The sequence below is a fragment of the Streptomyces sp. NPDC048417 genome (assembly GCF_040651615.1).
In the GTDB taxonomy this organism is placed as follows: Bacteria; Actinomycetota; Actinomycetes; order Streptomycetales; family Streptomycetaceae; genus Streptomyces.
Map to the genome: position 1 here is coordinate 183005 of NZ_JBEZKI010000022.1, position 19732 is coordinate 202736.

Consider the following 19732-nt stretch of genomic DNA (forward strand, 5'->3'; position numbering starts at 1 on the left):
TACCGATACCGGTTCGGCCAGGACGTCGAGGCCATGACCCGGCACCTCATCGACGACGTGGCCGTCGGCTGGGACGAACTCGGCACCGATCTCCTCGACGACGCTCCGCCCGCACTCGTGAACGCGCTGACCGGCGGCGAGCACTGGCCCAGCCGAACCCTCGACCACCTGGTCACCCCGGACGGCTCCCCGCCGGTCCGCATGTCGGTCACCGACACGACCGCCGGCGAGAGGACATGCAGTGGGGGTACGTCCTGCACCAGGAGGGTGTCGAGGTGATCAGCCTCCTGCACGCGGACATCGGCCCGCTCGTGAGCTGGTCCGTGGACCCGCGCACCGCCTTCAACGACCACCCGGCTGCCTGGTCCTCCCTCGACACCCCGTCCTCCATCCGGACACCGCGCGGAAGCCGGCCTCAAAGCGCTCCTGCCGCAGCCCCGGCACAGGCCAGCCCCTCGCGCCCCGCCGCCCGCCGCTAGTTCACCCTCGTCGTCCCGGAGACACTCCTGTCGACCGGTTCCTTCATTGCCCGCCGCACCAGCGACGGCTACAGCGGCATCGGCGTCCACTACATCGGCCAGCCGAGTCACAAGGTGCCCCTGCTCCTCGCCGCGTTCCAGTACCGCTTCAACCGTGACGTGGACGCCATGGCGCACCACCTCATCGACAGCGTCACCCTGGGCTGGGACACCCTGGGCACCGATCTCCTCGACGGGGCACCCCCCGCGCTGGTCACCGAGCTGACCGGCGGTATGCAGTTTCGCAGCAGGGCCCTCGACAACTTCCTGATCACCCCGGACGGCTCCCCGCCCGCCCGCGAAACCATCACCGCGCAGTCAGCCGCTGAACAGGACTTCGAGTGGGGCTACATCCTGCGCCCGGGGAGCATCGAAGTCATCAGCGTCAGGATCCAGGCGGGCTGGGGACCGCTCGTCCCCTGGGACACCGACCCCCTCACTCGCTTCAGCGATCACCCCGCCCACTGGACCTTCGATAAACCGCCTCCAGTGATTGCGCCCGCCCGCGCTGCCCGGCCCGCGAAGCCCCCATCCAGCACCGCGTCCCGGCGCAACACCACACGCCGTTGAATCACCCGCGTGCCGCGCAGACCATGACCTGGCCGCACCCCTGATCACGGTGGTCATCAAGCTCCGGGCCCGCCTCGTCTTCGCCCAACACCCCACCGCTTTCCCGCCACCACCGATAGGAGATCCGCCTTGCCCGAAGCACCAGCAGAGCCGTTCATGACGATCCGGCACACCATCACCGGCGAGATCACCACCACCGGCTACAACGCCGCCGCCCGGCGGATCCTGCTCCAGGCCGGCTTCGAAGAGACGCCAGGCTGCGCCTGCCGAGCGACGGAACCCGGTACGGAGCGGACGCACGGGCCTGCTCGGCAGCCAGCGAGCTGCTCGTCGCCGGCCATCCCGTGCACCTGGACCGAGCCCTCGGTCGGCCGGTGAGCGCCGACGGTACGCCTCGGTTGGCCCGGTCGCCGATATCGGCACAGTCCGTGATCCGCTCCGAGAGCGGCCAGCCTCTCCAGCGCATCGCCAGCCCCGCCCGCACCCGTACCTGTTGAAGGGGCCTCGTTTTGACCACACCCGGAACGCCTACCGGTCCAGCGCGCACCAAGGGCGGCGAACTACGGGCCAAGGTGGCCCGACTGCTCGCCGACCGGCCGGCGGATACGCTCACCATCGGGGACATGGCCAGGCAGCTGGGCCACTCCCACGGCGCCGTCCGCAACGCCGCCCTCACCCTGGTGCGACGCGGGGAGGCCGACCAAGGCGGAACCGGACAACCGGAGTTCCGCGCGAACGCGAAAACCGCCGCAGCCGCGCAGACCGCTGTGATCAGCCCACCGGGCACCCACTCTCCCCGCGTCCAGGCGGCCACGGCCCGCACGACCATTCCCGCAGCAGCCACGCCCAGGCAGACCGGCCCGATCCGCCGCGCGGGGGGCCAGGTCTACCACCCCCGGGAGCTGGCCGATCTGCCCGACGTCGAGGCGTTGAATCGCTTGCGCGACGCCGACGTGCCGGTGCTGCTCTACGGCCCTCCGGGCACCGGCAAGACGAGTCTGGTCGAGGCGGCGTTCCCGGACCTGCTCACCGTCGCTGGTGACGGCGACACCACGGTCGGCGACTTGATCGGCGAGTACACACAGGACGACGCGGGAGCCTACGTCTTCCAGTACGGTCCGCTGGTCACCGCGATGACCGAGGGCCGCGCCCTGCTGATCGACGATGCCACCTTGATCTCACCGAAGGTCCTGGCGGCGTTGTATCCCGCGATGGACGGGCGCAGGCAGATCCAGGTCAAGGCCCACAAGGGCGAGACCATCAAGGCCGAGCCGGGCTTCTACGTGGTGGCGGGCCACAATCCCGGCGTCCACGGGGCGGTTTTGACGGAGGCGCTCGCGAGCCGGTTCAGCGTGCAAATCCAGATCGGTACGGACTATGACCTCGCCCTGGCGCTGAGGATCGATGCCCGGGTGGTCCGGGTCGCCCGACACCTCGCCCGCCAAGTCGAACTCGGCGAGCTGGGCTGGGCCCCCCAACTGCGAGAGCTGCTCAGCTACCAGAAGACCGAGGCCGTTCTCGGCACCAAAGCCGCGCTCGCGAACCTGGTCGGCATCGCCCCTCTGGAGGATCGCGACGCCGTCGCCGCTGCCGTCATCAAGGCTGCCGGCGTCAAGGAGGTCCGCCCCCTCACCCTCGGCAAGCAGCTTTCCGCCTCGGCCGTCCGGCAGCCCCCGGGCAGCACCGGCTCCGCGCACCGGGGCCGCTCGCGATGAGCGCCCACCACCACGTCCAGTCCCCCGCCACCACGCCGGACGACGACGCCGACCTCGCGCGATGGGACGACGACGGCGCCCCGCCCGCGCAACCCCGTTCCTCCCCGGCCGCGTGGCTGCGCGTGGGAGCCGAACTCGGCGATCGGCTGGTCGCCCTCTCCGGCCGCCAGGACCTCCTCGTCACCTGCCGCCCCGGCACGCGCAGCGGCGCACCGGCCGCGTTCTTCCCCACTCTGGGCGAGGTCGAGTTCGACGCCGGCCTGTTCGCCCCGCTCCAGCCCCACGAGATCCATCCGCGGATCGTGGGCGACGAGGAGCGGTATCCCGCCGCCTGGGGCGTGTTCGTCCACGAGGCCGCGCACGCGGCCCACTCCGTCTGGACGGCGCCTGCCGGAGCGAACCCCCGTGTCGTCGAGGCCGCGCTCCTGCTGGAGGAGAGCCGTGTCGAAGGCGCACACCTGATCACGCGGCCCACGGACCGCACGTACCTGCGCACCAGTGCCCGAACCCTGGTCATGCCCGACATCGCCCACCCCACCCTCAAGGGCATCGAGCACGCCGCCGCCGTGGCGGCCCTGGTCCTCGGCCGCCGTGACGTCGGCATCCTGGACGCCGGCGAGACCCGGGCCGTCGCCGATCTGTGTGAAAAGGTGCTGGGCGCAAACCTGCTGGCCACACTCACCCGCATCTGGACCGCAGCCCACCAGTGCGCCGACCACGATGCCACGACCATGCTCGCGCACGCTCAAGAATGGTGCGACGCTCTGGACACTGCGGCCCCCGCCCTGCCCGTGCCGGAGAACCTCACCGATCTGCTGTCCGGCGCCGTGGGGGTCGTCATGGACAGCACGGCAGCCACCGACGCCGCCGACCTCGCGGCACATGCCGCAGCGACCAACGCCATGGCCGCGCAGTCCAAGGAGCAGGCTCAGGACCGCGCCCAGCGGGCCGGCCAGCGACGCAAAGCCGCCGCCACCGCCAAGTCGGTCTTCAACGCCCGTGGCACCACCGTCACCCCCGACGGCACACCGGCGCCCTACGGCAACCCGGTCACCGGCACCCGCAGGCCCACCGCCGCCGAGCAGAGTGCCGCCGCGCGCCTGAGCCGCGCCCTGCGTGCCGCCGCCTACCGCGAGCGGACCGAGGAGCGGACCACCAGCCCCACCCCGCCCGGCCGCCTCAACATGCGCGCGGCCCTCGCCCGCGACGCTCAGCGCGCGGCCGGGTCGGTCCCCACCGCGGAACCGTTCACCCACACCCGCCGCCGGAACTCCCCCACACCACCGCTGCGTGTGGGTATCGCCGTCGACGTCTCCGGCTCCATGCGTGCCGCCTGCGCGCCCGTCGCGTCCGCTGCCTGGATCGTGGCACGCGCAGCAGCCCTGACCGACCCCGACTCCCTTACCGCCACCATCGCCTACGACAGGCACCTGACCGCATTGACCCGACCCACCCACCGAGCACCAGAGCGCGTGACGACGTTCGACGCCAACGGCGGCCACCACAACCTCGGCGACGCCATCGACGCACTCGACCACGGCCTCGAACTCAGACGCCCCGGCGCCGGCCGCCTCCTCGTGATCGTCACCGACGCCCGGTACGGCAGCGACGAAACCGCTCAAGCCGTCACCCGCGTCAAGCAGCTCACGACCGCCGGCTGCGCCGTACTCCAGCTCACCCTCACCGCGAAGTCCCACCACTTGCCGGGGACCACCTTGCTGCACCTGCCCCAGCCCTCGAGCGCTCCCGTCGCCATCGCCACGGCGGCCACAGACGCCATCCGCAGGACACGCTGAGACAACACAGAAGACAGAAAGCAGGAACAACCACGTGGCAATACGTACGACCTGGACCGTGGAGCACGCCTGCTCCCACAGCGTGGATCACGATCTGTCCCATCGTCCTGCCGACCAGAGGGCGGGCTTTGCCCGCTGGCTCGCGTCGAAGGACTGCACCGACTGCTGGAAGGCAGCGCGCGATACCGGATCCGAGTCCAAGCAGGAGTGGCTCGCGACGAAGCGGGCCGAGGAGCAGGAGGCGGCCGTCGCGTGGGCGCAGCAGTTCGGCATGCCGCAGCTGGAGGGCTCGGAGAAGGCCCTGGCCTGGGGTGAGCGCTCCCGTCACCAGCTGATGACGGCCGCGTACACCGCGCTCGTCGTGGAGGGCACGTGGGACGAGGCGGACTGGGCGGAGCTGGAGGAGAAGGCCCGTACCGTCACCCGGGCCGGCTGGTGGATCGATCAGCGCGACGCCGAAGGTCCTGACCTGCTCGAACTCCTCGACGCAGCCGGTGAGGCGGACCGCGGGACGGAGAACCCGTTCCGCTGATGGCGGGCAACATAGCCGGAGACCGCCGGTTAGCCAAACCGGCGTTCCTCCGGACCATTGTTCCTCCCACCCCGCCACCGATTACGCGGAAGGAACTGCATGTCCCAGCCTCCACCCACGTCGGCGTTCGCGCCGACGCCTGACCCGCTCACACCCGACCGGGACGTCACCCACGCCCACTTCCAGGCCGGTGACACCGTCGTCATCATCAAGGGGGTGGCCGGCGGGGAACTATGGGGTGACGCGATGCGCGTCGTGGCCCCGTCCTGGCACACCCCGACCGACGAGGACGGGTGGCGGCTGCGGGACGCGACCGGCGGCGCCCAGTCCTACGTCACCGCCCACCCCCGCTACCTCCTGCACCTCGCGCGCCGCTGCCCGGACTGCCTGATCCACCTGCGGGCCATGGAGGAGACGCTCCTGGCCCGGTTCGCCGGCCGCGACGAGCTGATCGACTGCGGCTGGTACACCACCACCGCCCTGGGCCAGCTCGTGCACATCTCCGACGTCCGGAGCGGCCGGTGATCGCCGTCCGGCGCAACGCCCACCGATCTCCGTAGGAGAAACGTCTCCTTGCCCCGTACTGACCGCTTCCTGGACATCCGCCGCGACCCGCACTCCGACGAACTCCTCGCCCGCGGCGGTGACTCCGAGGCGCACAGCATCCTCCAGCGCGCGGGTTTCGTCGCCGTCGTCCGCCTCCACGAGACGTACCACCGGGCGCCCGCCGCCCGCGCCAAGGACGACGAGTCCCGCCTCGCCACCAACGCCGTCGCACGCCTGCGGGCAGCCGGATACCACGTCGACTGCGACCCTCTTTTCGACTCCGATGCCCGGCCCGTGCGCTATCCCGCCCTCGGTGCCTCGGTCTCCCGCCTCGCCGAGCGTCTGCGTGAAGCCACCGATACCGACGAAGCAGCCTCCATCCTCACCGAATTCACTGCGCCTCACGACGGCGTCCTCGCCGGGCTGGATGACACCCTCGGCGCCCTGGCGGACTTCTTCGACGGCCTCGGCAACCCCTCCGACCCCTACACCGCCCGGCGCCTGCGCTACCTCGCCGACGAATACGTACGCGTCATCCGCTCCGACCTCGCACACACCCACGAGCGGCTGGCCGACCGGTACAGCCCTCACCCCGGCCGCCGGGCCTGTGCCGAACAGGTTCCCGACCACGAGACCGAACGATCCGCGGTGTGCGCCTGCCCACCACCGCCGCGTGCGCTGCCGGCCCCGGCGCCCCTGCCCGTCAGCGCCACCCGCCTGCGCCGCTGACCCCCTGCAACTGCCCAAGGACACCATGCACGACCACGACACCTCCGAGCGCCTCGCCTCGTACGCCGACGTTCTTGCCGGTGAACTCCCCGATACCTGGACCAGCTTCTATCTGGAGCCGGATGCCAAGGACGACCTCGCCGAACTCGCCGACCGCATATGGGACCTGGACCTGGTCGCCGCCTCCCTCGCCCAGCATCCGCTGAAGCAAGCGGCCGTCCTGAGCCGGCCCGACGGCGCGCAGCTCGTCATTGTGGACCGGTACGACGAGCGCGACGGGTTCCTCGTCGCCCCCGTCGCCCCGCACGCCCTGCCCGACGAGGCGTACCGCGCCGTCCGCGAGCCCAACGGCATCGCCCTGGCCGACGACCCGTTCCTGGGCGCCGAGCAGGTCGCCGGCGACCTGCTCGCCCGCTACGACCGCGCCCTCGCCCAGGCCCGTCACAACGCCCTGGGCCACATTCGGCTCTCCCAGCCGGACCGGGTCGTCCTGACCTGGCAGGCGGACGGCAGCATCGCCACCGCACCCGCCGACGACCGCGCCAGCGCTGTCCTGATAGCCCACGGCTTCGTCCATGATCCGCAGAGCGGCATCTACCGCCTGCGCGGTGACGACACCCAGGCCCAGGCCCGGACCCTGCGCGAGATCGGCCCGCGCCTGGACGCGCTCGGCATCAGCACCGCTCTGCAGCATCCTGCGGGTCAGACCGCGCCCGCCGCCGCGCCCGCTACCGCGCCGCCCGTCGCCGCCAACGCGCGCACGACGACCGCCCGATCTCGGTGACGCAGACAGAGCCCGACTTCTGGGTGCTGGAGTACGTCACCATCACCAGGGACCCCCGCACCGACCTGGTCGTGGCCTTCGGTGGCACCGAGCAGGCCGCGGACATTCTCCAGCGAACCGGGGGCTTCCTCTCCGCCCCCGGACCGCGTGATCACCGGCTGCCGCACGGCCTGCCCGTCGAGCAGCAGCGGCTGAAGGCGACCGCCACCTCGCACGCTCTGCTCGCCGCCGGGCACAGCGTCTACCTCGACCCCGCACTGAACATGCTGGTCGTCCCGGACGGTGAACGCGAGGCCGCCCTGCGCTACCTGGCGGGACTCGCCGAGCGAGCCGCTACCGCCACCACCGGCAGCGAGGTGGCCGAGGTCCTCACCGAGGTCGCAGCCCCCGTCCAGGGGCTGCTGCCCCTCGTCAGAGAAGTCGTCGTCCGCGTCTGGATCGCCGCAGACGACTTCCAGGAGGCCGCGCCCCTCGGGAAGACCGATCCCCTCGCGCGGCTCGGAAGCACCGCCGCCTCCATGAGCGAGGCCGCGCGCGCCATCCTCCACGCCCGCAACCACGCCGCACGCTCTGGACAGCGGCACGGCCACTGCCTCACCACTGCCGGCGGGCCGCGCCCGGCCTGCGGAATCGCGCCGCCGCTGACCGCGGAGAACCTCACGGCCAACCTGGCCGACGGATGCGGCAAGGACGTCGAGACCTACATCAAGGCTCTGAAGACCAATCGGTTCCCCCCTTGCCTGCAGCGTCGGCCGCCGCACCCCGTGTGGCGCCTGGGCGGTCCCGGTACCGCGGCGGGACCGCCCATCTCACCGACCCCGAACCGGAGAAGCCCGTAGCAACCCGCACACCCCCACCGATCAGCACCCGGCTCAAGCCCCGACTCGCCACGGCCCTCTTCCGCCGCTATCTGCGCTCCTGCATTCCGACCGGCCCCGACCGCACCTCCCCGCTGGCCGGCGGCCGTCCGGAGGCCGTCCTCTCCGAGTCACAGCGCCTCGGGCAGCGCCACCCCTGACCGTCCACCGACCCGGAGGAGCATGACCCACCCCACCCCCTACCTGGAGCAACTGGCCGACGCCATCGCCCGCCAGCTCGGCCAGCTCGCCGACCACCTCTCGCAGCTTCCCCCGCCCGAGGCCGCGCAGGTCATCGCCCGCGTGCTCGACCCGGACAACGGAGTCCTCGGCGGCGTCACCCATCTCGTCGCCGCCAGCAGCGTGTTCGCCAAGGACCAGGCAGAGCGCGGCGCGCTCCCCGCGCAGGTGTGGCTCGCCCTGGGCCGTGCCTCCAACGAACTCGGCGACATCACCCTCGATCTGGACGAACACAAAGACACCCTCCAGCGCGTCGGCGCCCAGCCCGCTACTACGGCGGCGAAGCCTCCGGCGCCCGCACCGCTCGTCGTGCGGCGCCACCGGTGAGGAAGAAGCAGTGGCAGGGCTGGGGACCCGGCGAACAGGCCGAGCAGCACTACCTCGTCCAGCCCCGTGCGCTCGCCGGCGGCGGCGATGTCCGGCACGTCTCGGAGTTCCTGCGCGCGTCCGGCTGGCGCGACAAGTCCAAGACAGGCGGCCCCCTGTACATGGAGAGCCCGGACCGCACCGTCCGTGTCGCCTACGACCCCTACAGCCTTCCCGGCGGATGGACCATCCACGGCCGGGCGGGCAGGGCGAACGGCGAGTGGTCCGCCCACCTGGGCCGGCAGACCCCGGTAGAGATCGTCGCGGGTCTGACCGACGCCCTCACCCGTCCCCGTTCCGCCCACGCCCCCAACATCTGGGCCCCGCTGCTGGAGCAGGACTGGCACACCCGGTTCGAGGGCCAGCACTACACGGCGACGAGCCCCGACGGCACCGCGTGGATGCAGTACTGGCAGAGCCTCGACGGGGCGGCGATGTGGTGGACCGGCGCGCAGGACACGCAGGGCAACGGCTGGACGGCCACGTTCACGCCGAACACCCCGATGCACCTGGTGCAAGCCTTCTCCAGCGAACTCGCCAGCCCGGACCCAGTGTTGCGCCCGCGCGGACGCGTGCCGATGAGCGCGCAGATCCGTACCTGGTCCGTGTCCGTGAAGCCCTCCGAGCTCAGTGCCTGGCAGCAGGCCCGTATCACGGCGGCCCGCGCCGCCACCTGGGCCCGCAACAGCGCCGGCAGCACCAGGCCGCGCACCACCGCCCGCCCCTACGCCCCGGCCGGCGGCGCACTCACCCGCCGCTGACCGCGACCGTCCCGCCCCGAGGAGCCCGATGCCCGCACTCACCCCGGACGCCATCCGCACCCTGACCGAAACGCTCGCGGACCTCACCGACTACCTGCGCGAGAACCCCGACCCCGCACAAGCCCTCGCCCTCGTCGAGCCCCTCCTCGACGAGTACAAGGGACTGCCCGCCCAGTTCGCCGACACGCTGCGCGCCCTCGCCCGCGCCATACAGGAGAACCCGGACACACCGCGCACGACGCAGGGCGACCTGCTGATCACCGAGCTGCGCACGGCCGCGTGGGAACTGGCCGACCAGCACACCCTCCACTACGTGCTGGACGATCTCCGCGACCTGAACGGCAGTTCGCCGGCGAGCGAGCAGGAGTCCTGCCTGTGCCGCTGAGCGAACGACAGCTCGCCGCCTTCGCCGACAAGCACGCCTGGCAGATCCCCTTCGACACCAGCCCCCGCCATCTCGCCGGTCCCGGCGACGCACGGCACATCACGCACGGGCTGGCCGTCGCCGGATGGCAGCGCACCTCCGACCCGCTCAGCCCCGAGATGGTTCTCGCCAGCCCCGACCGCCGCTACAGCCTCGGCTTCGATCCGGGAGCCGGCATGTTCGCCTGGTGGCGGCTGTGGGCGGAACGCACGGACAACGAAGACGGCTGGTACGCCTACTTCGGCGAACTCGCCCCCGCCGAGATCATCTGCGGGCTCACCGACGCCGTCGTCACCTCCACGCCCTCGGCAGACACCACCCCTTTGGACGTGCTCGACGCCGCGGGCTGGCTCATCGACGCCCAGGGCGCGGCCAGTTCGCCGGACGGAACGTGTCGCGTTGAACGGCGCGTCGAAGAACGCGACGACTCCGAGGTGTCCTGGCACATCGAGGTGCGCGATCCCGACCGTGGCCGCTTCGGTCCCCGCCTGTGGGAGGCACGGTTCGCCGCCCGCACACCCCGGCCACTGGTCAACGCCTTCGTCACTGCGCTCGCCGACCCCAGCCCCCTTCAGCGCGGCATGCACGATCGCACCGCCCACTACAGCGTCGTCCAGGAGCCCAGCCCACTCACCCCCAAGCAGGTGGTCGAGGCACACACCGCCCGGCTCGACGCGATCCGGGTCCGGGCGCGTGCCGCCCGGCGCCAGCACAGCCGGCCCGCCACGCCCCCTGCCCCAGGCGCCACCCGGGCACCGGCACGCCGCTGACCTGGAAGGACACCCCCGCCCATCCCCACCTTCGACCACCACGCACACCGCGACTTCCTGCGCCACCTCGACCACTACATGCGGGACAGCAAGAAGATCCTCGGCGCCTGGGACACCTACTCCGACGAGCACACCGACCTCGACGGCTGGCCCTACGACGACCACGCCTACGGCCTGCGCGCGAGCCAGCGCGACGCAGACACCGCCGAAGCGTTCGAGCCCCTCCGCTACGGCGCCCGGCACCTGCTGGCCACCGCCGAGACACAGCTGACCCAACTACCGGAGAAGACGGTCCAGAGCCGCTGGGTCTACCAACTGGGCGTCCTGGGCGACGCCCTGGACCGGCTCGACGGACTACACCAGCAATGGCTGCTCACCCGCGACGCCCTCCCCGCCACCGCCAAGCCCGGCACACCGGACTTCGACGACGCCCTCGCCGAACACCACGCCGAATCGTGGAGCTACCTCGACGACTGGGCCACCCACGGCACAGCGCTCCGGGAGATCAACACAGCAGCCCGCAAGGCCCCTTCTCCTCTGGTCCCCACATCAGCCCTCGCACCCGTCCGGCGAATCCTGGCCCGGAAGTGACCATGCCCCCGACTCCCGCGACCGGAAGCATCTAGCTCTTGCCCCCTTCCTCCTCCAGCAGCAACACCGACGGATACGACCTCGTCCTGCGCCTCCTGATCGGCGTACTCGCCGTCGTCGTCCCCCTCGCCCACCTGGCCTGGCTGTCCGGGAACATCACCGCCTACCTCACCGGCACCAGCTGGGCCCCCTACCAGCCGACCAACGCCCTGCTCCACCCCGAGCAGGTCTGGCCCACCGCAGGCGAAACGTCCCTGCTGATCGGGGCCCGCATCGTCCCCGTTCTCCTGCTCCTCGCCCTCGGGGCGGGGGCGGGCGTCCTGTGGGCCCGGCACAAGAACCGCAGCGGCGGGCGGAAGAAGAAGGTCACCGACATGGCCAAGGCCCGGGACATCGAGCCGCTGATGGCCAAGGCGATCACCGACAAAGCCCGCTCCCTGCGCCCCAGCCTGAAGGACATCAAGCACATCGACGCGAAGGACACCGGCATCCTTCTCGGCAACCTGCAGGGCAGCCGCCACGAGGTGCGGATGGGGTTCGAGGACGTCGCCGTCGCGATCATGGCGCCCCGGTCCGGGAAGACCACCTCGCTCGCCATCCCCTCCATGCTCGGCGCACCCGGCCCGGTCCTGCTGACGTCGAACAAGGCCGCCGGCGACGCCTTCACCACCGCCTACGAGGCAAGAGCCCGGGCGGGGACGGTGTGGACCATGGACCCGCAGCAGATCGCGCACGCCGAACGCTCGATGTGGTGGAACCCGTTGGCCGGCGCGAGAACCCTGGACGGGGCGAACCGGCTCGCCGGACACTTCCTCGCCGCCTCCGTGGACGCCTCCCAGCAAGGCGACTTCTGGTCGAAGGCCGGCAGCAACATCCTGTCCCAACTACTGCTGGCCGCAGCGCTCGACGAACGCCCGATCACCGACATCATGCAGTGGCTCGCCTTCCCCGCCGACCGCACGCCCCTCGACATCCTGCGCGACCACAAGTTCACCGCCGTCGCCGCGCAGCTCAAGGGCACCGTCGAAGGCCCCCCGGAGACGAGGGACGGCATCTACGAGACCGCCCGGCAGTACGCCTCCGCGCTCCTGAACGCAGAGATCGCCGCGTGGGTGACCCCGCAGAAGGACGTCCCGGAATTTAGGCCGGAGCAATTCGTCACGTCCACCGACACGCTGTTCCTGCTCAGCAAGGACGGCGGAGGCGGCGTCTCAGCGCTCATCGCCGCGTGCGCGGACTCGGTGATGCGGGCCGCGACCGCGCAGGCCGAACGCGTCGGCGGGCGCCTGGATCCGCCCATGCTGGCGATCCTCGACGAGGCCGCCAACGTGTGCAAAATCAGCGACCTGCCGGACCTGTACTCCCACCTCGGCTCCCGCGGGATCATCCCGATCACCATCCTCCAGTCCTACCGCCAGGGCCAGAAGGTCTGGGGAGACGCGGGCATGGACGCCATGTGGTCCGCCTCGACCGTCAAGGTCATCGGCTCCGGTATCGACGACCCCGACTTCGCCGACAAGCTGTCCCGCCTGATCGGCGACCACGACGTGGAAACCACGTCCACCTCGCACTCGGAGTCCGGCAAGAGCACGTCGGTCTCGATGCGGCAGGAGCGGATCCTGCCCGCCGACGCGATCCGCGCCCTGCCCAAGGGCACGGCCTTGTGTTTCGCCACCGGCATGCGCGCGGCCATGCTCGATCTTCGGCCGTGGTACCGGGAGCCCGGCGCGGGGGAACTGTCCGCGGCGTCCGCCCGCGCGTCGCAGGCGATCACCGCCCGCGCCGTCGCGAAGCACACGCCAACGCAGTCCGACTTCCAGAAGGCCGTGTGAGCGACGCCCTGCTGCACCTGGTGCCGGTCCACTCACGGCAGGCGAAGGAGTTCGTGCGGACCTGGCACCGCCACCACCCGCCGCCCGCCGGACAGGTCTTTGCCGTCGGCGCCGCCGACGAGACCGGCACCCTGCGCGCCGTCGCGATCGTCGGCCGGCCCGTGGCCCGCCACCTCGACGACGGCGTCACCCTGGAAGTCACCCGGACCGGCGGCGACGGCACCCGCAGCGCCAACTCGCTGCTCTACGGCGCATCGTGGCGCGCGGCGAAGGCCCTCGGGTACCGGCGCCTGGTCACCTACACCCAGGACGCCGAGAGCGGCGCATCACTGCGCGGCGCCGGGTGGCACATCATCGCCAGCCGCCCGCCCCGGGCCGGATGGCACACCCCCTCCCGCCCACGAACCGACCACGGCAACGACCACGTCACCCGCCTGCTGTGGGAAGCCCCTTGACCGAGCCCGCTCCTGCACGGCAACCGGCCGACCATCGTCCAACTTCCCGTACTGCCCCGCCCCCGGAGTTGTCCTGCACACCGCCGACCTGACCGAACACACCCGCCTTCTCGGCGAAGTGGCCCCCGCCCTGCAGGAGTTGTCCGCGCAGGCAACACGGATCCGGGAGGGCGAGATCGCCAAGCCCGTCCGAGAGATCACGCCCCTGAGCCTGCAGGTGCACGAGCTGGCGATGCAGTGCACACGCCAGCTCCACGACCTGTCGGTCAGCCAGTACCCCGCGATGAAGGGCGGCGCCGACAACCTGGCGCGCCTGGCCGGTGCCTGCGCTCAAATCTCCCTGGCCGCCACGCTGTGCCACCTCGCCATCCACCACCGCACCGAGATCCTGCTGTCCCAGGACGCCGACTCCACCCACGCGACCAGCCGTGATCAACTCCGGCGTGCAGGTGACGAGATGCGGCGAGCGGCCACCACCTATCGCGCCGTGGCCCGACAGCTCGCCCGCCGCCTCGCCTCGTTCTCGGAGCGCGCCGAGGACCGGCAGCTCACATGCGACGCCCGCCGGCACAGCCCGCAACAGGCCCCCGCCACGTCACCGGTCCCCGCCACCCGGCGCCGCGTATGACGACACCGTCCGAGGGACTCCTGTTCGACGTAGCCACCCCGCGGACGCCCATCGAGCGGCTGCTGCTGCTCGCGGACCAGTACGTGCAGCACAACGACATGCTCGACCGTCTTCTGCGGGCCGGGCCATCGTCCGAGCTCGACGCCCACGCCGGTTCCGCAGAGCAACTCGCCGCCGCGACCCGCGCCGCGATCAAAGCGGTCGCCGACGAACGTCTCTTCCACAGTCACGAGCTGTCGGACGCGGTGGTCCGCCTCCAGCAGCTCGCCTTCCTGAGCAGCGCATCCGCGGACCACGGGCCCCACACGGCCCGCACGCTGACCGCCCTGGCACCCGAGGCGGCCATGGAGTGCGCCGGCACCCTCGCCTACGAGATACGACACCGACGCGGGAGTACCGGCAACGTTCCGGACTACCGGCTGGCCTCCGCGCACCGCACCGCCTTGTGGGAGATCGGCTGCGGGAACGTCGTGGCCACCAGTTCCCTGGGCCGGCAGTACGTCCGCTACCGCAGCGAGCGCAAGACCGCGTACGTCTCACCGCGGCCGGCATCAGCGCCCTGGCCGCCGCCATCAGCAGCCCGCACAGCGCAAGGCCCCCCGGCACGACACCCGCGCCCGCCCCCGCGGAGTCAGCCGCCCGGACCCGCTGACCGATCCTCCGGAGTCACACCGCCCGATGCCTCTGCTCGACTTGGCAGAACAGGTACAACAACTGCGCACGTTGGCTCGTGAGTTCGAGGCCCTGCACGCTCGCGTCCGGGACCTCTCCTATACCCCGGGCACCGACGCACTGCGCCAGATCAGCCCGCTCCTGCTCAAGGCCCAGGACCTGACAGCCACCGTCCTCGTCCACCTGGGCACGCTCGAATCCAGCGCGTACACCAGTGTCGCCGGGAGCCGCTCCAGCCTGGAGTGCCTGGCCTCGGTCGCGGTCGCCTCCTCCCTGGCCGGCAACGACCTCGCCAGCGCGCTGATCGCCAACCCCTACGACGGTGCGCCGTTCCCCGGCTATCCCGCGGACGACGCCGCAACGCGCACCGCTCGGCACACCGCGGCCATCCCGAAGATGACCGAACACCTCGCCGACGCCGCCCACCAGCTCGACCTGAGCGCGACCGGATGCCACTACGTCGCCGCCGGCATCACACGCGACCTTGACGCCGCACGCGAGGAAACGGTCTCCGCGCAGGCGGCTGCCGTCCCCGCACTGACCCGCACCCAGTACGACGCCCTCAAGGCCCTCGCCCTCGGCAGCGGACATCTGTATGAAAGTGCGCAGCGGGGGCTGGGCGCGACCCGTGTGGCCACCGGGGACGGGACCCGCATCTCGATCGCCACCTTCCGGGCCCTGCACAAGCGCGGGCTCGTCGGCCGGGACATGAGCACCCGGCTGTCGCGCGGCCAGAAGATCACCGTCACCAAGCTAGGCCACCAGGCTCTGGCCAGGCCGCGCCCCACGGCCACAGCCGGCCCCGCTCTGGTCTCCACCACGCCTCCCACAATCCAGGGAGCACGCCGGTGACACGCTTCGCGCCCCACGCCCGCGTCCTGGTCTCACCGCGCCGTCTCGCGGGCGCCGGGATCGACCGGCTCGCCAACGCGATCGGCCCGCTGATCGCCCGGTCGAGCGCGCCTTCCGCAACGTCCCCCACCTCGTGCAGGACCTGGACGCCGCGGTCCTCACGCCCGTCCGCGGAGCCGTCGTGAACCCGCACGTGCACCATGCCGGCACCCAGTTCGACCGTGCCGTACCCCGTCGCTGAACGGAACCCTCCACCCCCGATGAGCAACCCGACCGTCCCGGCCGAGCACCTCCTCGCTCTCGCCGCGGACTTCACCCGGCACAACGATGCCTTGGCCGAGATCCGGCTGACCGCCTCCGGCCCCGCCACCGCCCTCAACCACCAGACCGCCCTCGCCCAGCACCTGAGCGACTCGGCGCTGCACATCGTGGACGTCCTCAACGCGCAGTCCATGTACCACAGTCCCGCGATCCACGCCGTGTACGCGCGGGTCAAGCAGCTCGCTCAGCTGACCATCATCGCGGCCGACCATCTCCTGGATGCCGCGGACATCCTCGATGTCACCCGCGCCGGGATCCCCGTCAACGACGACGGTCTGCTCCTGACCTCCCAGCAAGCCCTGGATGAGGCCCGCAGCCGCCTCACCCTCGTGCGGGACCTGACCGCCCTGGGTGCCAAGGACGCGCTGGCCACCGCCGAGCTGTTCATCGCCGAACGGCGCCGTCGGGGCGCCCGCCCGCTGCACCAGCCGCCTGCACTGTCCACCACTCAGGGCGCCGCCCTGCGCGCCATCGCGCAGGGCGAGGTGACGATCGCCGGTGACAGGCCGATCATCCGCAGCGACTGCGTCCGCGTCTCCATCAGCACCGTCCGTTCTCTGGAATCCCGGGGCCTGGTGACCCGCGAGCCATGCTCACGGCGGCACCACGACGAGCGGGTCCACCTCACCGCCGACGGATCCCGCGGCCTGGCTGCCACCTTCGGCCTTCCCCGGCCACCCGTGCCCACCGCCGCCCGTCCCGCGAGCCGCCCGACCGTGACCACGGCACGCGCAGCAACCGGGTGATCCACCTCCACCTCCCGAGGCCGCGCACCTCTGCCGCCGCCTGCCCTTCGGTCCCCGTCAGTCCGTTCCGGCCTGCGGCCCCCGAGGCCCGACCGCCGAACCCCTTGGACCGCCATGTCACTTGGGGACATCCCCGATGTGTTCATCGGGTCCACCGACGACGGGCACACCTTCGTCGTCCTCAACCGCCGCATCCGCAACGCCGACCGGCTGCTGACCGAGGCCGGCTTCCTCGCCCGCGAACACCGCGGCCGCAAGTTCTACCTGCTGCCGCCTGGCACCGCTCAGGACGCGCACGAGCGCGCCGGAGTCGCGATGTACGGGCTCCTGGCCCACACCCACGACCTCATCGACCTTTCCTGGACGACGCGCTGGAACCCCGGCCATCCGGCAGGCGATCCGGACCTGCACTTCCAGTTCCGTGACGGCAGCGTTGCCGTGACCGGCAAGACCACCGCCGCCCGTTCTCTCCTGGAGCAGCACGGTTTCACCCTCACGGCAGACGGCTCGTCGTACCGCCCGCGGGGCGGGCTGCATGAACGCGGGCTGCTCGGCGCTGTCACGGCCGCCGAGACGCACGCATACGTCCACGGTCTCAGCGCCCGCGTCGGCCTCGACATCCCCACACCGACCGACATCCCTCCAGTGGGCCGCCGCCCCGCTGCCGCCACCGGCCCACTGCCCGCGCCGCCGTCCCGTCGCCGCACTCGCTGACCACCTTCACAACGTTGATGACTGCCGCCCCGATGGGAGTTGCCATGTCCTCCGACAATCCGACCGCGCATGATCTCGCCCGCGCCCTCGCCGACCAGCTCCACCCCGGCGCCGCACCCCGCGACGTGACCGTCAGCTTCAGCGCCCGCCGGCAAGCCCCCGTCGAGTACCGCGACCGCGGTCGGGGCGGGCCGGTGACGGTCTACGCCCAGGCCCTGCACGCCACCCTCTACGGCCTTCCCGCAGACGACGAGCCGCTGCCCGCCGCCTTGGACGCGCTCTTGCAGGCCACGCACACCGCGACTGCCCCCGAGCAGGAGACCGCAGTTCTGCGGCAGGTCGCCGAGCAGCTGCGCAACGCCGCCGAAATCATCCAGCGCTACCAGTACCGAGCCCAATGGGACCGGCTCCCCGCCGACGTCGCCAAGCAGCTCAAGGACGCCCACGAACAGGCCGAGCAGATCGCCCGGGCCCTGGACCGCGTAGCTCCCGCCTTCAGCAGCCGGCCCACCACGGAGCCCGTGCCCGGCCCGCACCGCAGTCACAGTCGCAGCACCGCCGCCCTCGCGACCACCCCGACTCCGCCGGCCGGACGCCGCCGCTGACCCCCGGCACCGTCCAACCGCCGGGAAAGGCACCACCACCCTGACCGCCTCCGATCCCCTGCACACCCTCCTCACCCAACCCCGTTGCGCGCTGGGCGTGTTCGTTCCTGCTGGCCTGCACCCGCCCACCGCCGAGCACCGTCAGCTCAACCAGATCGCACAGGCCGGTGCCGACCTGTTCGAGATCGGCCTCGCCCACCATGACGCCGGCCTCGACGGACCCGTCATCCAAGCGGCCTATCGCCGCGCCCTGAGCCGCGGGCACATCCTCGACCGCACCCTCCGCGCGGTCGAGCACGCCGCCGGACTGCGGCCCACCGTCGTCATGACCTACTGGGAACCCGTCAGCCGCCACGGCCCCGAGCACCTGGCCCGCCTGTTCGCCGACGCCGGTGCCGCCGGCGTGATGGTCGTCGACCTTCCCGACCACCAGGCAGAGCGCTGGCAGACCGCAGCGAAGGACGTGAACCTCCGCACCCCACGTCTCGTGCCACGCCACACCGCTGACACCGACCTCGCCACCGTAACCGCCGACGCGTCGGGATGGCTGTACGCACCCGCCAGCACGGCCCCCACCGGATATCGCGGCCCGCTCGACATCCCGGCGCTCGCCGAGTTCACGACACGCCTTCGTGCCGCGAGGCCGCTGCCCGTCGTGTCGGGCGTGGGGATCTCCAGCCCAGCCCTCGCGGCACGCGTCGCCCCGCTGGTGGACGCCGTCGTCATCGGCACCCCGATCGTCCGCGCTCTGACCAGCCACCCCGAGCAGGCCACGGCACTGACCGCCGCCTTCGCCCAGGCGTTGAACCCGCACCCCGCCACGGAGACCCGTGCCTGACTCCACCAACCCGGCCCCGCACCTCGCCCGGATCGTGTCGGAGGCGTCCGCGCTGCAACACGCCCTGCGCCTTGGCCCCACCGACCGTGCCTCCGTCCTGGCCACGCGAATCAACGACGCCCAGCAACTCGCCGGCACCGCCCTGCGGCTGTTCCTCACCCTCGGCGCGCAGGCGTCGCCGCCCTCGCCCGCGGACCTGCTGCTCCTTCACCAGGTCGCGCAGATCGCCAGGGCCGCCCAGGAGGCCGCCGCCGAACTGGCCGCCGCCCTGGCCCGCAGCGTAGAGAACCAGCGCCGGGCCGACACCACATCCGGACGGGTCGTCCTGATCGGGCCGACACCACAGCAGTTCATCGCGTCGGCCGCCGACCTCCTCGACCACATCCCCGCCCTCTGCCACGCCATGTCCCGCGACCGGCAGTGAGAGCGCCCTCGTTTCCCTACTCCCAGGACAGACCATTTCAGATCAGCCCCGATTCCGCGGCCTCTCCCTGGGCGCCGGAGTTCAATCCAGCACGCTCCTCGCTCTGTCAGCCGAGGGCACTCTTCCCAGGGTCGACTACGCGATTTTCGCCGACACCGGATGGGAACCCCAAGCGGTCTATGCACACCTTGACCGGCTGGAAAAAGAGATAGCCGCGCCAGCGGGAATACCCGTACTCCGCGTGTCGGCCGGAAATATCCGCCAAGACGCCCTTGATCCGGATCACCGGTTCGCCTCCATGCCGCTCCACATTCGCAATCAGGACGGGCGGCCTGGAATGACCCGACGCCAGTGCACAGTTATCTGCACCTCTTCTCCTCGTTGATCGCGGTGTTGGTCATCACGATCAAGGAGAGCGAAGTGGATCTACGTCACGAACTGATGGA

General features: G+C 71.5%; 26 protein-coding genes and 1 pseudogene. All 27 read left to right on the plus strand.

All coding sequences use genetic code 11. The annotated features are described in order from the left end of the window. Positions 1 to 33 precede the first annotated feature (33 nt). Positions 34 to 279, plus strand: coding sequence for a hypothetical protein (locus AB0D59_RS32205; protein WP_362572940.1), 246 nt, complete (start codon positions 34 to 36; stop codon positions 277 to 279). 314 nt (positions 280 to 593) lie between these two features. After that, on the plus strand, positions 594 to 1088 hold the full coding sequence (locus AB0D59_RS32210; protein WP_362572943.1) for a hypothetical protein: 495 nt from the start codon (positions 594 to 596) through the stop codon (positions 1086 to 1088). A gap of 156 nt (positions 1089 to 1244) precedes the next feature. Beyond that, positions 1245 to 1466, plus strand: a complete 222-nt coding sequence (locus AB0D59_RS32215) for a hypothetical protein (RefSeq protein ID WP_016572176.1) — start codon at positions 1245 to 1247, stop codon at positions 1464 to 1466. A gap of 194 nt (positions 1467 to 1660) precedes the next feature. Beyond that, a complete protein-coding gene (locus tag AB0D59_RS32220; RefSeq protein ID WP_362573032.1) occupies positions 1661 to 2803 on the plus strand; it encodes an AAA family ATPase in 1143 nt (380 codons plus the stop codon). After that, positions 2800 to 4599 carry a hypothetical protein gene (locus tag AB0D59_RS32225; protein ID WP_362572945.1) on the plus strand — a complete coding sequence of 600 codons (1800 nt, stop codon included), beginning with the start codon at positions 2800 to 2802 and terminating at the stop codon, positions 4597 to 4599. The genes AB0D59_RS32220 and AB0D59_RS32225 overlap by 4 nt, the downstream gene beginning before the upstream one ends. Before the next feature lie 34 nt (positions 4600 to 4633). Continuing rightward, complete coding sequence (locus AB0D59_RS32230) at positions 4634 to 5131, plus strand: hypothetical protein (RefSeq protein ID WP_362572948.1); 498 nt, start codon at positions 4634 to 4636, stop codon at positions 5129 to 5131. Between the two features lie 99 nt (positions 5132 to 5230). Next, on the plus strand, positions 5231 to 5656 hold the full coding sequence (locus AB0D59_RS32235) for a hypothetical protein (RefSeq protein ID WP_362572951.1): 426 nt from the start codon (positions 5231 to 5233) through the stop codon (positions 5654 to 5656). A gap of 48 nt (positions 5657 to 5704) precedes the next feature. Continuing rightward, complete coding sequence (locus AB0D59_RS32240; protein WP_362572953.1) at positions 5705 to 6406, plus strand: hypothetical protein; 702 nt, start codon at positions 5705 to 5707, stop codon at positions 6404 to 6406. Between the two features lie 25 nt (positions 6407 to 6431). Further along, the gene (locus tag AB0D59_RS32245; RefSeq protein ID WP_362572955.1) at positions 6432 to 7190 is read left to right on the plus strand and encodes a hypothetical protein; all 759 of its coding nucleotides are present in this window, start codon (positions 6432 to 6434) and stop codon (positions 7188 to 7190) included. Next, positions 7187 to 8029, plus strand: a complete 843-nt coding sequence (locus AB0D59_RS32250) for a hypothetical protein (RefSeq protein ID WP_362572957.1) — start codon at positions 7187 to 7189, stop codon at positions 8027 to 8029. The genes AB0D59_RS32245 and AB0D59_RS32250 overlap by 4 nt, the downstream gene beginning before the upstream one ends. Positions 8030 to 8230: 201 nt before the next feature. Next, positions 8231 to 8614 (plus strand): hypothetical protein, encoded by a 384-nt coding sequence (locus tag AB0D59_RS32255; protein ID WP_362572960.1) that lies wholly within the window; start codon positions 8231 to 8233, stop codon positions 8612 to 8614. Then, positions 8611 to 9414, plus strand: a complete 804-nt coding sequence (locus AB0D59_RS32260; protein ID WP_362572963.1) for a DUF317 domain-containing protein — start codon at positions 8611 to 8613, stop codon at positions 9412 to 9414. Before AB0D59_RS32255 ends, AB0D59_RS32260 begins: the two co-directional genes overlap by 4 nt. A gap of 28 nt (positions 9415 to 9442) precedes the next feature. Beyond that, positions 9443 to 9799 (plus strand): hypothetical protein, encoded by a 357-nt coding sequence (locus tag AB0D59_RS32265; RefSeq protein ID WP_362572966.1) that lies wholly within the window; start codon positions 9443 to 9445, stop codon positions 9797 to 9799. Further along, positions 9790 to 10608 (plus strand): DUF317 domain-containing protein, encoded by an 819-nt coding sequence (locus tag AB0D59_RS32270; RefSeq protein WP_362572968.1) that lies wholly within the window; start codon positions 9790 to 9792, stop codon positions 10606 to 10608. The genes AB0D59_RS32265 and AB0D59_RS32270 overlap by 10 nt, the downstream gene beginning before the upstream one ends. A 78-nt stretch (positions 10609 to 10686) precedes the next feature. Next, on the plus strand, positions 10687 to 11199 hold the full coding sequence (locus AB0D59_RS32275) for a hypothetical protein (RefSeq protein WP_362572971.1): 513 nt from the start codon (positions 10687 to 10689) through the stop codon (positions 11197 to 11199). A gap of 38 nt (positions 11200 to 11237) precedes the next feature. Beyond that, positions 11238 to 13031, plus strand: coding sequence for a TraM recognition domain-containing protein (locus AB0D59_RS32280; protein WP_362572974.1), 1794 nt, complete (start codon positions 11238 to 11240; stop codon positions 13029 to 13031). Next, complete coding sequence (locus AB0D59_RS32285) at positions 13028 to 13486, plus strand: XF1762 family protein (protein ID WP_362572977.1); 459 nt, start codon at positions 13028 to 13030, stop codon at positions 13484 to 13486. The genes AB0D59_RS32280 and AB0D59_RS32285 overlap by 4 nt, the downstream gene beginning before the upstream one ends. Positions 13487 to 13604: 118 nt before the next feature. Further along, positions 13605 to 14114 carry a hypothetical protein gene (locus AB0D59_RS32290; RefSeq protein WP_362572980.1) on the plus strand — a complete coding sequence of 170 codons (510 nt, stop codon included), beginning with the start codon at positions 13605 to 13607 and terminating at the stop codon, positions 14112 to 14114. Beyond that, positions 14111 to 14848 (plus strand): hypothetical protein, encoded by a 738-nt coding sequence (locus AB0D59_RS32295; protein ID WP_362572983.1) that lies wholly within the window; start codon positions 14111 to 14113, stop codon positions 14846 to 14848. Before AB0D59_RS32290 ends, AB0D59_RS32295 begins: the two co-directional genes overlap by 4 nt. Beyond that, positions 14808 to 15638, plus strand: coding sequence for a hypothetical protein (locus AB0D59_RS32300; protein WP_362572986.1), 831 nt, complete (start codon positions 14808 to 14810; stop codon positions 15636 to 15638). Before AB0D59_RS32295 ends, AB0D59_RS32300 begins: the two co-directional genes overlap by 41 nt. Then, entirely contained in the window at positions 15635 to 15823 is a 189-nt protein-coding gene (locus tag AB0D59_RS32305) for a hypothetical protein (protein WP_362572988.1), read from the plus strand. The genes AB0D59_RS32300 and AB0D59_RS32305 overlap by 4 nt, the downstream gene beginning before the upstream one ends. Before the next feature lie 75 nt (positions 15824 to 15898). Next, positions 15899 to 16705, plus strand: coding sequence for a hypothetical protein (locus tag AB0D59_RS32310; protein ID WP_362572991.1), 807 nt, complete (start codon positions 15899 to 15901; stop codon positions 16703 to 16705). A 114-nt stretch (positions 16706 to 16819) separates the two neighbouring features. Continuing rightward, entirely contained in the window at positions 16820 to 17419 is a 600-nt protein-coding gene (locus tag AB0D59_RS32315) for a hypothetical protein (RefSeq protein WP_362572994.1), read from the plus strand. Positions 17420 to 17463: 44 nt separating this feature from the next. Next, entirely contained in the window at positions 17464 to 18024 is a 561-nt protein-coding gene (locus AB0D59_RS32320) for a hypothetical protein (protein ID WP_362572997.1), read from the plus strand. A 58-nt stretch (positions 18025 to 18082) separates the two neighbouring features. After that, positions 18083 to 18862, plus strand: a complete 780-nt coding sequence (gene trpA, locus AB0D59_RS32325; RefSeq protein WP_362573035.1) for a tryptophan synthase subunit alpha — start codon at positions 18083 to 18085, stop codon at positions 18860 to 18862. Beyond that, positions 18855 to 19286, plus strand: a complete 432-nt coding sequence (locus tag AB0D59_RS32330) for a hypothetical protein (protein WP_362573000.1) — start codon at positions 18855 to 18857, stop codon at positions 19284 to 19286. The genes trpA and AB0D59_RS32330 overlap by 8 nt, the downstream gene beginning before the upstream one ends. Before the next feature lie 67 nt (positions 19287 to 19353). Beyond that, a pseudogene (locus tag AB0D59_RS32335) lies at positions 19354 to 19644 on the plus strand (hypothetical protein); the annotation flags it as partial. Positions 19645 to 19732 lie beyond the last annotated feature (88 nt).